This is a genomic window from Nonomuraea cavernae, from assembly GCF_014646355.1.
Taxonomy (GTDB): Bacteria; Actinomycetota; Actinomycetes; order Streptosporangiales; family Streptosporangiaceae; genus Nonomuraea; species Nonomuraea cavernae.
In genome coordinates this window covers 49,879-63,037 of the sequence record NZ_BMNH01000023.1, presented here as the reverse complement: position 1 = coordinate 63,037, position 13,159 = coordinate 49,879, and the positions used below count along the sequence as shown (strand labels likewise).

At 70.6% G+C, this 13,159-nt stretch carries 16 protein-coding genes and 1 riboswitch; of the genes, 6 read left to right on the top strand and 10 right to left on the bottom strand.

Features of this window, described 5'->3' with window-relative positions; translation table 11 throughout:
• Window positions 1-19: 19 nt before the first annotated feature.
• Entirely contained in the window at window positions 20-1,165 is a 1,146-nt protein-coding gene (locus tag IEY82_RS28765) for a sensor histidine kinase (RefSeq protein WP_189127377.1), read from the bottom strand.
• Window positions 1,146-1,859, bottom strand: a complete 714-nt coding sequence (locus IEY82_RS28760) for a response regulator transcription factor (RefSeq protein ID WP_189127376.1) — start codon at window positions 1,857-1,859, stop codon at window positions 1,146-1,148. The genes IEY82_RS28765 and IEY82_RS28760 overlap by 20 nt, the downstream gene beginning before the upstream one ends.
• A gap of 94 nt (window positions 1,860-1,953) precedes the next feature.
• Here IEY82_RS28760 and IEY82_RS28755 point away from each other — a divergent pair, with 94 nt between their 5' ends.
• From IEY82_RS28755 to IEY82_RS28745, 3 genes are read left to right on the top strand one after another with little or no spacing between them, the layout of a single operon-like run.
• Entirely contained in the window at window positions 1,954-2,124 is a 171-nt protein-coding gene (locus IEY82_RS28755) for a hypothetical protein (RefSeq protein ID WP_189127457.1), read from the top strand.
• 1 nt (window position 2,125) lies between these two features.
• Window positions 2,126-2,344 carry a hypothetical protein gene (locus IEY82_RS28750; protein WP_189127375.1) on the top strand — a complete coding sequence of 73 codons (219 nt, stop codon included), beginning with the start codon at window positions 2,126-2,128 and terminating at the stop codon, window positions 2,342-2,344.
• Window positions 2,275-2,796 carry a YidC/Oxa1 family membrane protein insertase gene (locus IEY82_RS28745; RefSeq protein ID WP_189127374.1) on the top strand — a complete coding sequence of 174 codons (522 nt, stop codon included), beginning with the start codon at window positions 2,275-2,277 and terminating at the stop codon, window positions 2,794-2,796. The genes IEY82_RS28750 and IEY82_RS28745 overlap by 70 nt, the downstream gene beginning before the upstream one ends.
• On the opposite strand, the gene IEY82_RS28740 is transcribed toward IEY82_RS28745, so the two are convergent.
• Both IEY82_RS28740 and IEY82_RS28735 read right to left on the bottom strand, forming a co-directional pair.
• Window positions 2,793-3,224: an ATP-binding protein gene (locus tag IEY82_RS28740; RefSeq protein WP_225264016.1), complete on the bottom strand. Its 432-nt coding sequence runs from the start codon at window positions 3,222-3,224 to the stop codon at window positions 2,793-2,795. The two genes, IEY82_RS28745 and IEY82_RS28740, sit on opposite strands and share 4 nt — an antisense overlap.
• A 143-nt stretch (window positions 3,225-3,367) precedes the next feature.
• Window positions 3,368-5,236, bottom strand: a complete 1,869-nt coding sequence (locus IEY82_RS28735; RefSeq protein ID WP_189127372.1) for an ATP-binding protein — start codon at window positions 5,234-5,236, stop codon at window positions 3,368-3,370.
• 93 nt (window positions 5,237-5,329) lie between these two features.
• On the opposite strand from IEY82_RS28735, the gene IEY82_RS28730 reads away from it, so the two are divergent.
• Window positions 5,330-5,890 (top strand): methylated-DNA--[protein]-cysteine S-methyltransferase, encoded by a 561-nt coding sequence (locus IEY82_RS28730; RefSeq protein WP_189127371.1) that lies wholly within the window; start codon window positions 5,330-5,332, stop codon window positions 5,888-5,890.
• Here the strand turns inward: IEY82_RS28730 and IEY82_RS28725 are convergent, their stop codons facing one another.
• The 3 genes from IEY82_RS28725 to IEY82_RS28715 all read right to left on the bottom strand — a co-directional run bounded on the left by IEY82_RS28725 (window position 5,891) and on the right by IEY82_RS28715 (window position 8,107).
• Complete coding sequence (locus IEY82_RS28725) at window positions 5,891-7,225, bottom strand: purine-cytosine permease family protein (protein ID WP_189127370.1); 1,335 nt, start codon at window positions 7,223-7,225, stop codon at window positions 5,891-5,893. It lies immediately after the preceding gene.
• Window positions 7,216-7,329, bottom strand: a riboswitch (TPP riboswitch). It overlaps the preceding gene by 10 nt.
• 26 nt (window positions 7,330-7,355) lie before the next feature.
• Entirely contained in the window at window positions 7,356-7,679 is a 324-nt protein-coding gene (locus IEY82_RS28720) for a rhodanese-like domain-containing protein (protein ID WP_189127369.1), read from the bottom strand.
• On the bottom strand, window positions 7,676-8,107 hold the full coding sequence (locus IEY82_RS28715; protein ID WP_189127368.1) for a winged helix-turn-helix transcriptional regulator: 432 nt from the start codon (window positions 8,105-8,107) through the stop codon (window positions 7,676-7,678). The genes IEY82_RS28720 and IEY82_RS28715 overlap by 4 nt, the downstream gene beginning before the upstream one ends.
• A gap of 77 nt (window positions 8,108-8,184) precedes the next feature.
• Here IEY82_RS28715 and IEY82_RS28710 point away from each other — a divergent pair, with 77 nt between their 5' ends.
• Entirely contained in the window at window positions 8,185-9,606 is a 1,422-nt protein-coding gene (locus IEY82_RS28710; RefSeq protein ID WP_189127367.1) for an MFS transporter, read from the top strand.
• 14 nt (window positions 9,607-9,620) lie between these two features.
• Here the strand turns inward: IEY82_RS28710 and IEY82_RS28705 are convergent, their stop codons facing one another.
• Together IEY82_RS28705 and IEY82_RS28700 are read right to left on the bottom strand one after the other, a co-directional pair.
• Entirely contained in the window at window positions 9,621-10,499 is an 879-nt protein-coding gene (locus IEY82_RS28705; protein ID WP_189127366.1) for an Fpg/Nei family DNA glycosylase, read from the bottom strand.
• Window positions 10,500-10,550: 51 nt separating this feature from the next.
• Window positions 10,551-11,156, bottom strand: coding sequence for a TenA family protein (locus IEY82_RS28700; RefSeq protein ID WP_189127365.1), 606 nt, complete (start codon window positions 11,154-11,156; stop codon window positions 10,551-10,553).
• A 24-nt stretch (window positions 11,157-11,180) separates the two neighbouring features.
• Here IEY82_RS28700 and IEY82_RS28695 point away from each other — a divergent pair, with 24 nt between their 5' ends.
• Entirely contained in the window at window positions 11,181-11,828 is a 648-nt protein-coding gene (locus IEY82_RS28695) for a GOLPH3/VPS74 family protein (protein WP_189127364.1), read from the top strand.
• A 39-nt stretch (window positions 11,829-11,867) separates the two neighbouring features.
• On the opposite strand, the gene IEY82_RS28690 is transcribed toward IEY82_RS28695, so the two are convergent.
• Entirely contained in the window at window positions 11,868-13,100 is a 1,233-nt protein-coding gene (locus IEY82_RS28690) for an LCP family protein (protein ID WP_225264014.1), read from the bottom strand.
• Between the last annotated feature and the right edge of the window lie 59 nt (window positions 13,101-13,159).

Here is a 13,159-nt window from a genome sequence, read left to right as displayed (position 1 = left end):
GCCGCGAAGACGACCCGTGTCAGCCCACCAGGGGGAGGCGGATCTCGAACCGGCAGCCGGGGCCCTCGTTGACCACGCCGATCATCCCGTCATGGGCCTCCACGATGCCCTGAGCGATCGCCAGCCCGAGCCCGGCCCCGCCGTCCTTCGTCGGGGTCCGCGCGGCCTCCCCTCGGAAGGCGACGTCGAACACCCGGGGCAGGTCGTCAGCCGGTATCCCACCACAACAGTCCGAGACCGACAGGCAGGCCATCCCGGAGTCGACCGCCGCCCGCAGCACGACCGCGTGTTCCGACGGGGTGTGCCGGATGGCGTTGACCACGAGGTTGCCCAGGGCCCGGCCCAGGGCTCCCGCGTCGGCCTCCACGGGCGCGGGCTCGGCGGCGGCCACGGTCAGGCGCACCCCTTTGGCCCTGGCCAGCGGCTCGGCCCCGGCGAGGGTGTCGGCCACCAGGTCGGCCAGCCCGATCCGGGTCCGGGAGAGCCGTAGCGTCCCGGCGTGGATGCGCGAGAGCTCGAACAGGTCGTCCACCATCGCCGACAGGCGCTCCACCTCCAGCTTGATCTGCGTGTGGTAGCGCCCGACCGTCTCGGGATCGGCCACGACCCCGTCCTCCAGCGCCTCGGCCATGGCGCGCATACCGGCCAGCGGAGTGCGCAGGTCGTGGCTCACCCAGGCCACCAGCTCGCGGCGGGCGCCTTCCAGCGCTCTTTCGCGGGCGTACGCCTCCTGCAGGGTGTTGGCGATGGTCTGCAACTCGGCCGGCAGGCCGCGCGGCGCGGCGAAGGGCAGGTGGCGCACGGCTGCGACCAGCCGCCTGCTCTCGCCCACGACCCGCCTGGCCAGCACGAACGCGACCCCCAGACCCACCAGCCCGCCGACCGCGACGACGCTGAGCACGATGTCCCTGACCGAGCCGTCGATGATCATTTTGAGCGTGATCGCCACGACGCCCGCCAGGGTGGCCACGATCGAGACGACCATCACGACACCGAGCATCATCGCGATCGAGCGGGTGCGCAGCCACCACATGACCGACACACCGACCAGGGCCACCACCAGCCCCAGGCCGGCCGTGACCGCCACGATCAGGCTCAGGTCGTGGACCGCCGCGGCGCCCACCGTCAGGCCGTGGACGCCAGGGTCAACGATCAGCCCGTTCATCGCCCGTCTCCAGGGGTTCGTACCGATAGCCCACGCCCCATACCGTGACGATCCTGCGCGGCTCGGTCGGGTCCGGCTCGATCTTCTCCCGCAGCCGCCTGACGTGCACGGTCACCGTGGACGAGTCGCCGAACGACCAGCCCCACACCTGGTCGAGCAGCGCCGACCGGCTGAACGCCTGGCGCGGATTGCGCATCAGGTAGGCCAGCAGGTCGAACTCCCGTGCCGTCAGCGGCACCTCAGCGTCGCGTAGCCGTACCTCGTGGGCTCCGACGTCGACCACCAGATCGCCGTCACGCAGCACGCCCGTGCCACCCGTGACGGACGCGCCGCGCGCGCGGCGCAGCACCGACTGGACGCGGAGCGCCAGCTCGCGCGGGCTGAACGGCTTGGTCACGTAGTCGTCGGCGCCGGTCTCCAGGCCGACCACCCGGTCGATCTCCTCGCCGAGGGCGGTCAGCATGATCACCGGGACCGGCCAGCGCTCCCTGAGCTTCCTGCAGACCTGCAGACCGTCGATCTTGGGCAGCATGAGGTCGAGCACCATGAGGTCGGGCGGCCGGGCCAGCGCGCGGCGCAGCGCCTCCGCGCCGTCGCCCACGCACTCGACCTCGTGCCCGTCGCGCTCCAGGTATCGCGCCACCACCTCCGACACGGTCGGATCGTCGTCGACCACCAGGATGCGCGTGTTCACAGCCTCACGGTACGGCCGGACGAGGCCGAACCGACACCCACGTCATCGGTTCGTAAGCCTCGCGGATCATGGCCGCAGCACATACGGTGGACTCATGAGTCGAGTCATCATGCTCGTGTTGGGCGCCCTGTTGGCGCTCTTCGTGCTGTTCAACTTCATCCTGCCCATGGTGGTGGGTCTGCTGAAGATCGCCCTGATCATCGGGGTCGTCGGCCTGCTGGTCTTCATCGCGGTCACGATGGTCGGCAAGTCCTCCTCGCGCTGACATGACGCTGTTCCTGTTCGACCCGTGGCTGATCGCCGTCACCATGATGGCGATCATGCTGCTGGCCGTCTGGGCGGCCAGGATGCTGCCCGTGGCCCGTCGCGAGACGCCGGGCTTTCCGCTGGTCTACGCGCGGCGCGCAGCGCACGGGTGCGCGAACGGCTGGCGCCGAAACTACGCGAGCTGCGCCAGCGGTTCGCGGGTGATCCGCGACGGCTGAGCGAGGAGATGTCCGCCCTCTACGCGAAGGAGGGCACCTCGCCTTTCGCCGGCATTCTTCCTGGGTTGGCGCAGTTGCCGTTCATGTGGTTGATATGGCGGGTCGCCACGCATCCCACCGCGCTGGCCGGGCACGATCTGCTGGGCGCCCCGCTGGGACAACAGGTCGCCGGGGTGATCGCCAATTACGGTCTGATCAGTTGGCCGGTTTCGGTCTTTACAGCGGTCATCGTGCTCATGGCGCTGGTGGCCTGGCTGTCCGCGCGTTCGATCCGGGCCTCGATGCCGGAGGAGCAGCCGGAGGCGCTGCGCAGGGTCATGCCGCTGCTGCCGTTCGGCTCGGTGCTGGCCGCCGCGGTGCTGCCGCTGGCCGCGGGGCTCTACCTGCTCGTCTCCACGGCGTGGACCGCGGGCGAGCGGGCCGTGCTGGCCGGCCGGCCTCTGAGGGCCTAGCCGGCCTCTCTGAGGGCGTGGACCTGCCCGTTCAGCGTGCCGTCGGGAGCGGGCAGGATCGCCCACACCGTCGTCATGTCACCCTCGTGGCGAACCCCCCAGCTCTCCGCGACGTACTCGACGATGCCCAGCCCTCTGCCCCCCAGCGAGGACAGGGTCGGTCGGCCCGCACGCGGCTCGGTGGCGGCGCCCCCATCGCTCACCGCTACCTCGATGTGATCCTCGTTACGCAGCCAGGCGACCTTGACCATGCCTGACGGCAACGGATGCGCGTGTCGCAGCGCGTTGCTGAGAAGCTCGCTGACCACCAGCACGGCGTCGTCGATGGCGGAACTGAAAACCCCACAATCCCGCAGGTCAGTGCTTAGACGCTGGCGGGCAACGGCGACACTGGACGGCGCGTACGGCAGCAACACCACGCTTGACACACCCACCTCCCCGTCTCCCAGTGCCCCCCGCGGGAACACTCCCCGGTACGACCGAAATGCCCCGTTACTCGGCCCCAGAAACCGCATCCCGATCACAGCTTGTACACATTGGACGATAGATGAGCGCAACCGTGACCACCTCGTTACCGCATCGGTGTGTCGGTTCCGATAGGGGGAGCCGCGGCCAGGACGAGTCGCATCCGGGTGCCTCCTCCGACGCGCGCGTGAGCGCTCACGTCGCCGCCCTGGGCCCTGGCGAGGCTGCGCACGATGTAGAGGCCGAGGCCCACGCCGCCGAACCTGCGGCGGTCGCCGCTGTCGACCTGGACGAAGCGTTCGAAGATCCGATCGCGGTCGTCCGGGGCGATGCCGACCCCCTCGTCGTCGACGACCACGACCACCGAGTCGTCCTCGGGCCAGGCCTCGACGCTGATCAGCCCGCCCTTGGGTGAGTACTTGAACGCGTTCTCCAGCAACTGGCCGAGCACGATGTCGGTGGCCAGCGCGTCGCCCATCACGGGTGGCAGCCCCTCGGGAATGACCACCTCCACCCGGTGCTTGTCGGAGAGCACGGGCAGGCCCAGCGTGGCGGCGTGGATGCGTTCGGCCAGGTCGAAGGAGACGATCCGGACCGGCACCTCGTCGGCACCCGCCCGGGAGCCGAGCAGCAGGTGATCCATCAGCTGCCCCAGCGAACGGGACCGCTCGGCGATCGTGTGCACGGCGGAGCGCCGCTCGTCGTCGCTCAGTTTGTCCCAGCGCGAGTCGAGCGTGCTGGCGAAGCCATGCACGATCGTGATCGGGGTGCGCAGCTCGTGGCTGGTCGTGGCCAGGAAGAGGTCCTTGGCCTCCTCCAGCTCCTTGGCCCTGGTCACGTCGCGGAAGTCGATGACGACCTCGCCGGTCTCCTCGATCTCGGCGCTGACCACGTCGAGCCAGCGCCCGGTCTCCATCTGGAAGGTCATCTTCTCGCCCGGCTCGGGCAGCGGGAAGGGCAGCGGCCCGCCCAGCACGGCCTCGCCGGGCAGCGCGGTGAGCTCGGCCGCGGCGGGATTCCACCGGGTCACCAGACCCTCACGGTCGAGCACGGCGATGCCGTCGGCGCTCGCGTCGAACACCGCCTGCTCATGGGCCCGCTGGCGGACCGCCTCCTGGTAGGCCACGGCGTTGCCCGCGGCGATGCCGGCATGCCCGGCGAGCAGCTCCAGCAGCTCCAGCTCCAGGTGACCGGGCTTCCGCTTGGCGAACAGGGCGTAGAGCGCGCCATAGGGGCGGCCGCCGACGGCGGCGAGGCCCAGGGCGATCGTGTGCAGCCCGTCGAGCCGGGCCCACACCAGGTCGCCGAGCCCGTCCGATTCGAGCAGGACCGTCTTGCCGGTGCGCAGCAGCCGGTCGACCAGGCTCGTACGGAGATCGGCGGTCGCGCCCCTGAGAGAGTCGGGCAGGTGGTGCGCGCTCACCAGGCGCAGCCGTTCGCCCTCGATGAGCACGAACCCGCCGGCGTCGGCGCCGGTCAGCTCGGTCAGGCTGGCCGCGATCCGGTCGAGCACGGCGGGCAGCTCCAGCTCGGCGTTGATGTCGCCGACCACATCGGTGAGCCGGCGCACGAGCCTGGCCCGGCGTGCCATGCGGTGACGGGCCGCCTCGTCGGCCTCGGTCAGGTGGTGGACGCACACGTAGCCCGCCACCGTGGTGCCCATGAGCAGCGCGCTGGCGTCGACCCGGAGATCGACCACGCTGCCGTCGCGCCGTAACCGCTTGGTGCGGAGGGTCACCTGGCCACCCGTGCGGACGTGTTCGAGCACCGCGTTGTGCTCGGCGAGCAGCTCCCCCGGCACGATCGGCGCCCTGCGGCCCAGCATCTCGCCGGCCGTCCAGCCGAAGAGCCGTTCGGCCGCCGGATTCCAGACCAGCACGGTCTGGTCACGGTCAAGCGCGATGATCGCGTTGGGCGAACTCGCGAGCGCCGCGCGCGCGATCTCGTCGTCACTCCCGGCCCAGTCGTCACCCACACCTCCATAGTGCCTGCGGTGCGGTGCTTCCGTTGGGCGATCCGTCCGATACGCTGCGGTCACGGCCTCTCCGGGCGGGAAGTGGGTGAGGGAATGCCGGGCGGCGACATCGACGCACTGCTCAGGGTCACCTCCACCACCTACCGCGGGGAGGCGCCGCCCGACATCGCGTTCGGCACCTACGACGGTGCCGTGGGCCGGCTGGTCCTCGCGGTGTCCGGCAAGGGCATCGTGGCCTGCAGCTTCGACGACGAGAACATCGTGTTCGAGCGGGTGGTCAAGCATGTCGGCACGTTCATCGGGCCTGACCCCGGGCGGCTCGACCCGGTGCGCAGAGAGCTCGACGCCTACTTCTCCGGCCGTCTCCGGGCCTTCGCCACGCCGGTCGACCTGGCCCTCACCACGCCGTTCGCCCGTACGGTGCTGCAGAAGACGATGGCGGTGCCCTACGGCGCCACCACGACGCTGGCCGAGATCGGCGAGCTCATCGGCCGGCCGCGCGCGCTGCGCGCGGTCGGCAACGCGGTCGTCTCCAACCCTGTGTGCGTGATCGTGCCGTGCCACCGGGTGGTGGCCGGCGAGGCCGTGCTCGGCGACTATCCCGGCGGCGCGGCCGCCAAGCGCCACCTGCTCACCGTCGAGTCGCGCGCCTGATCAACGTCTGGCCGCGCGCCTGACGGCGCCGATCGCCAGCGTCACCAGCGCCGCCACCAGCGCCGCGCCGAGCGCGCCGTTCATCCACGGCTCCCGGGTGAAGCCGATCGCCTCGCGCGCCGCCATCCAGAAGCCGTCCCACTGCTCGACCGTCGGGGTCGAGGTGGTCAGCCAGTAGGCGGCGAAGCCCAGCGCCCAGGGCACCAGCATGGACCAGCGGGCGGGGGCGTCCTCCTCGGTGTTCCACCGCCGAGCGCCGCCGAGCAGGAAGTAGTCGACCGCGAGCACCGCGAACATCGGCACGAACACCGCGCCGATCACGCCCAGGAACGCGCCGTACGACGCCACGTTCACGATCAGCGCGATGGCGGTGGTCAGCACGCCGATGGCGACTGAGATGATCCGCCGGTCGACGCGCGGCATCAGGTTCTGCAGCGACATCGTGGTGGAGTAGACGTTCGCGAACGACTGGTCCGCCTCGCGCAGCACGAGGATCGCGAAGAACAGCGCGCCCAGCGGCGCCGCGACGAACGGGCCGAACACCGCGGTGCTGTCGGCGGTCACCGCGGCCGTCCCGGCGACGGCCACCGCGTAGACACCGAGCCCGAGGCACGCCACCTGGGCCAGGGTGTAGCCGCCGACCACGCCGGTGAACGCGGCCCGGCTCGACCTGGAGTGCCTGGCGAAGTCGGCGGCGATCGGCACCCAGGAGACCGACAGCGCGATCACGTAGTCGACGGCCGGCGCGAACGCCGTCCAGGAGCCGCCGTCCTGCGGGGTGGCCTCGCCCAGGAACTCCACCGCGAACCAGATCAGCGAGATGATCACGGCGACCGTGACGTACCGGCGCAGCAGCCGGATCGAGCCGAGCGGCCAGATGCTCAGCGCGGTCGTCAGGATGCCGGCCACGACCACCCACACCGCGTACGGCACGGCGTCACCGAAGATGGCCATCGCGCCCATGGAGATCACCCAGAGCTCGAAGGCGCCCCAGCCGATCATCTGCACGATGTTGAGGACGGTCGGGATGTAGGACAGCCTCGCCCCGAACAGGCCGCGGAGCAGCACCATCGACGGCCGTCCGGTCTGCGTGCCGGGGATGGCGGCCAGGCCCACCATCGTGGTGCCGATCAGGCTGCCGACGAGCGCGGCCACCAGCGCGGCGGTCACGGTCAGCGGTGCGTCGCCGAGGGGGTTGAGCAGGAACAACGCTCCGGAGAAGCCCAGCAGGCTGACCGCCAGGTTGGCCCACAGGGCGCCCTGGTCGAGGACTCCGAGGGTCTTGGGGGGCTCTCCGTCGAGGGTCAGCGGAACTTCGTCGACGACAGAGGACATCGCACTCTCCCTACGCCGGCATTACCCGGACAGGTTCATGCGGTCGGCGACGGCCTCGGTCGCCCTCTCAGCCCGGTACGCCCCGAGCTCCCGCGATCTGTGTAATTTTCAACCGGGATTATGCCATCGATCACGCCACGACGGGAGAGCCCCCGGTCTCGCTGACCATCGTCCGCCGGGCGAACTCCCACGACCGCATGCCGCCACCGACGTTGACGGCCTCACGGCCGAGCTGGTTGAGCCACGCCGCCACCTGCAGCGACCGGGCGCCGGACCGGCAGATGACGTAGACCTTCCGGTCTTCGGGCACCTCGGCGACCCGGGCCTGGATCTCGCTCATCGGAATGTGGACGGCCTCGGGCGCGTGACCGGCCACCCACTCGTCCTGCTCGCGCACGTCGAGCAGGAAGACGTCGGCGGGCAGGTCGCGTGCCTCGATCTGGGGAACGTTCATGCGTCCATCATCTCGCGCCTGGCGTCGTAGTCGGCGCGGGCCCGGGCTATCTCCTGCTGGTGCTCCTCGGTCCAGATGACCAGGGCTTTGATGGTCTGGTGCAGGGTGCGGCCGAGCGGTGTGAGGGCGTAGTCGACGCGGGGCGGCACGACGGGGTGAACGGTGCGGCTGACCAGGCCGTCGCGTTCGAGGTGACGCAGGGTGACGCTGAGCATGCGCTGGCTGACGCCGTCGATCTCGCGGCGGAGCTGGGTGAAACGCAGGCTCTGGCAGTCGAGCAGGGCGATGACCAGCAGCGACCACTTGTCGGCGACGCGATCGAGGATCTGCCTGACCTCGCAGTCCTCTCTGGTGTCCCACTGCTTGACGTCGTAGTCGTCGGCGGTGCTCTCGCAGTAACCGAGTGACTTGAAAGTGCCGTCTTCCATGGGACCTCATGCTGTCGCAGGATGCTCCTGGTTACAAGAGATAACCGACCTAACTACAAGTAACCGGGGGTTTAACCATGCCTGCGACCGACCGACTGTCCGGGCGCGCACTGGGCGCGCTGCTGGTCCTGTGCGGAGCCATCTTTCTGGAAGGCATCGACGTCGCGATGCTGAACGTGGCGCTGCCGTCGATCAGGGCCGAGCTGGGGCTCTCCACCGGCATGCTGAGCGGGGTGGTCAGCGCGTACGTGCTCGGCTACGGCGGGTTCCTGCTGCTCGGCGGCCGGGCGGCCGATCTCCTGGGGCGGCGCAGGATGTTCCTGCTCTGGCTCGGCGTCTTCCTGGTCTTCTCCGGGCTGGGCGGGTTCGCGACGGAGGGGTGGATGCTGCTGGTCGCCAGGTTCGTGACCGGGGTGGCCGCCGGTTTCATGACGCCCGCCGGGCTCTCGCTGATCACCACGACGTTCGCCGAAGGCAGGCAGCGCAACCGGGCGCTGCTGGTCTACGCGGGCACCGCCTCCGCCGGGTTCGCGCTCGGCCTGGTGATCGGCGGGCTGCTGACGGCGATCGGCTGGCGCTGGGTGTTCTTCGCGCCGGTCGTCCTTTCGCTGGTGATCCTGCTCGTCGCCATCCCGGTGCTGAAGGAGCCCGCGGGTGACCGCCGCCCCGCGGGCGGCTTCGACCTCGCCGGGGCCGGGTGCGTGACCGGCGCGATGATGCTGCTGGCGTACGGCGTCGTACGGCTGGAACACCCGGGTGAGGGCCTGGCGCTGACCGCCGGCGTCTTCGCGGTCGGGCTGGCGCTGCTGGCGGCGTTCGCGGTGATCGAGCGACGGTCGGACGCGCCGCTGGTGCGCCTCGGGCTGTTCAGGTCGGGCCCGCTGGTGCGGGCCAATCTGGCGGCGCTGCTGCTCACGAGCGCGTTCTTCGGCTTCCAGTTCCTCGTCACGCTGTACCTGCAGGAGCTGCGCGGCTGGTCCGCGCTCCAGACCGGCCTCGCGCTGATCGCCGTGGCCGCCGACGTGGTGCTGGCGCCCCTGCTCACTCCCTGGCTGGTCAACAGGTACGGCACCGCCCGGGTGATCCTCGGTGGACTGCTCGTCGGGCTGGTGGGCTACGGGTTGTTCCTGGGAGTCGGCCTCGACTGGACGTACGCGGCCATGCTGCCCTCGATGCTGCTGATCGGCACCATGTTCGCGTTCGTCTACGGCCCGCTCACCATCGCCGCCACGGACGGCGTCGCCGAGCACGAGCAGGGCCTGGCCGGTGGCCTGATCAACACGTCCTTCCAGTTCGGCGCCGCGCTCGGCCTGTCGGCGGTCACAGCCGTCAACGTGGCGGTGCTGGGCGCCGGCGACTCTGCTCAGGCCGGGCTGGACGCCATCCGGGCGGCGCTGGCCGTGCCGGTGGCCGCCACGCTGCTCGCCGTGATCGTCATCGCCGTCGGAGCGCGCGAGCGCGCCGCTCCGACCTCGGAGCGGCTGGCCGTCGAGGTGTGACTACTTCAGTGTGACTACTTCAGCAGGCGGGACAGGCGGCGGTCGGCGAGCGGCTTGCCGCCCGTCTGGCAGGTGGGGCAGTACTGCAGCGCCGAGTCGGCGAAGGAGACCTCGCGGATGGTGTCGCCGCAGACGTCGCAGGGCTGGCCGGCGCGGTTGTGCACGCGCAGGCCGGACTTCTTCTCCGCCTTGAGGTCCTTGGCCGCCAGCCCGTGCGCCCGCTCGACGGCGTCGCGCAGCGTGGTGACGATGGCCTCGTGCAGGTCGGCGATCTGCGCGTCGGTGAGGGTGGCCGCGATCTTGTACGGCGACATCTTCGCCGCGTGCAGGACCTCGTCGGAGTAGGCGTTGCCGATGCCCGCGATGATCTTCTGGTCGCGCAGCAGGCCCTTGATCTGGGTGCGGTTGCCGTCCACGATGCCCTTCAGCGCCGCGACGGTGAAGGACTCGTGGAGCGGGTCGGGGCCGAGGGCCGCCACGCCCGGCACTTCGTCCGGATTTTTCGTGATATAGACGGCGAGGCGCTTCTGTGTCCCCGCCTCGGTCAGCTCGAAGCCGGGCGCCCGTCCCTCGTCGTCGGGCGCGAGCCGTACGCGTACCGCCAGCGGGCTCTTGCCGGGACGGACCGGCTTGGCGCCCGAGAGGTCGTCACGCCAGCGCAGCCACCCGGCACGGGCCAGGTGGAAGACCAGGTGGAGGCCGTCGCAGTCGAGGTCGAGGAACTTGCCGTGCCTCGACACGCCCGTGACGGTCAATCCGCCGAGCGCGCTGACCGGCGGATCGAACGTCTTGAGAGCCTGGAACGCGACCACGTCGACGCCCAGGATGGTGCGGCCCACCGCCTGCTCGCGCAGGAACCCGGCCAGCGACTCGACTTCGGGAAGCTCCGGCATGTCACCAGGGTACGGCGCGCGGCACACTGTCCACAGCCTGTGGAAATCTTCCTAGGGCACGTCCCAGAACGCCAGCTCGTGCGCCATCCCCTCGACGAACAGGGCCTCGGCCCGCGCCGGATCCGGAGCGGCCTCGTCGATCATCTCGCCGATCCGGCCGGTCAGGGCCGCGAAGCCGGGATCGGCGTAGGTGTCCACCCAGGCCCGGTATCGCGGCTCAGCGGGCGGATTCTCCGCCAATATCCGGCCAAGCGTCGAATAACCCCACATACAGGGATAAAGCGCAGCAAGCCCCTCCGCATAGTCCGCCGCCGACTCCAACAGGAACGACGTGTACGCCGCGCACGCCGGCCCCTTGCGAGCCCCCTCCAGATCGGCGCCGAACCCCGCCGACAACGACCGGTGCAGGTCCAGCTCGTCGTGGAAGGTCGCGTGGGCCAGGTCCACGAGATCGCCCAGGTGCGCCGCGGGCGCCTGCCAGGCCAGCCGCGCGAAGACCCGTACATAGTCGTGCAGGAACAGGTAGTCCTGCTCCAGCCAGGACCGGAACACCTCCTCGGGCAGATCACCGCGCCCGATGCCGACCACCGTGGGATGCGCCAGCTGGGCCCGCAGAAGCGGTCGTCCGACCGCGTGCAACTTCTCCGCAATACTCATGAACCGCACGTTAGTGTCAAAGGCATGAAAGTCACGATCGCGGAGGAACTGCTGCTCCTCGCCTACAGCGAGGATGAGGGCAAGCAGCTCATCAGCGCCACGCAGCTCGACGCCGCGCTCGGCGGCGCCATCCTCGCCGAGCTGGCCGTCAACGAGCGGATCAGCCTGTCGGACGCCAAGGTGTCGGTCCTGGACCCCACGCCCCTCGGCGACGAGGAGCTCGACGCGGCGCTGGCCCGGATCGCGGCCGAGAACAAGGAGCGCAAGCCCGCCTGGTGGGTCCAGAAGCTCTATTCCGCCACGCTGCGCAAGCGCCTGCTGACCAGGCTCGCCGAGGCGGGCGTGCTGGCCGAGGAGCGGGGGAAGGTGCTCGGCGTCTTCCCGACCACCCGCTGGCCGGAGGCCGACGGCTCGGTCGAGGCCGACGTCAGGGAGCGCGTGGCCGGCGCACTCGGCGGCGCCGACCCCGACGCCCGCACCGCCGTGCTCGTCGCCGTGATGCACGCCTCCAAGCTCGACCGCAAGGCGTTCCCCGGAGCCGACAAGGAGCGCGTCAAGGAGATCGCCGAAGGCGCGTGGGCGGGCGACGCCGTGGCCACGACCATCGCGGCGATCAACTCGGTCATCATGATCGCCGCGACCACCGCGGCCGTCACCGCCACGATCAGCTAACGGTTGATCGGGCGGTGTGGCGACAGCCCACGCCGGGCCTCAGCCCGCGTCGATGATCTCCTTCGGCACCGGCTTGTCCTCGGCCAGCGCGTTGAAGAGACCGAGTGCCTTCTCGCGGTCCCACTTGACCGCCGTGCCGCCGTCGACGCTCTCGTTGCCGCCGAACGGCACCACCGTGGTCACCGGGCTGTCGCCCATGGCCAGGCCCAGCGAGAGCATGTCGAACGCCCCTGTGCCCTCGTCGACCAGAACCGCCTCGGTGGCGCTCATGGCCAGCGGGATGGAGGTGAAGGGGTTGATCAGGACACCGGGGCTGGCCGCCTTCTTCACCACGGCCGACAGGAACTGTCGCTGGCGCTTGGTGCGCTCGAAGTCGGGCAGCGCACCGCCCTTGCGGGTGCGTACGTAGCCCAGGGCCTGGTCACCGGTCAGGACCTGCTTGCCCTTCTTCAGTTTGAGCCCCGCCTTGGGGTCGTCGACGGCGGCGCGGACGTCGATCTCGACCCCGCCGACCGCGTCGACGATGTCCACGAAGCCGGCGAAGCCGATCTCCATGTAGTGGTCGACCCGTACGCCCGTGACGGTCTCGACGGTCTTGACCAGCAGACTCGGCCCGCCGATGGCGTAGGCGGCGTTGAGCTTGTGCCGGCCCTTGCCCGGGACGGTGACCGCCGAGTCGCGCGGCAGGCTGACCAGTGTCGGCTTGTCGCCGGCGTCGGAGATGTGCAGCAGCATCATCGAGTCGGTGCGCTGGCCGGCCGCACGGCCCGTGGCGAGCTTGCGGCGCTGGGCGGCCGACAGGCCCTTGCGGCTGTCGGAGCCGACGAGCAGCCAGTTGGTGCCCGGGGTGTCGGCGACGCGGCCCTCGTAGTCGTCGAGCGCGTTGTCGATGCCGCCCAGCCGTGAGTCGATCCAGAAGAACAGGCCGACGGCCGTGACCAGCAGCAGTGCCACCAGGACGGCGACGATCCTCAGGATCACGCGACCGGACGGCCGTCGTCGCGGTGGCCGGGGGCCGGAGGGAGCCTGCTCCTCGGAACGCCGCAACGGCTTCACCGGGCCGCCACCGCCCGAGCGTTGCCTGCCGTACACGCGCCCGCCGGACCGAGGAGGGTCGCCGGCGGGCGGCCCCATGGGGGAGCCCCCGGGCGGCGCGGACGGGCGCTGGTGCGCGGGCGCACCGCCGGACCGCAGGCCGCCGTCCTGCCGGGGGGGCAGCGGGCGGCCGTCACCAGGCGAGCGCATGGCCCGCGTCCGCTCGTCCTCAGACACTTCGCTCTTCTTCCCCTCTGTTGCCATAGACGCTACGTCGATCCATCGTCCAGTGAAGA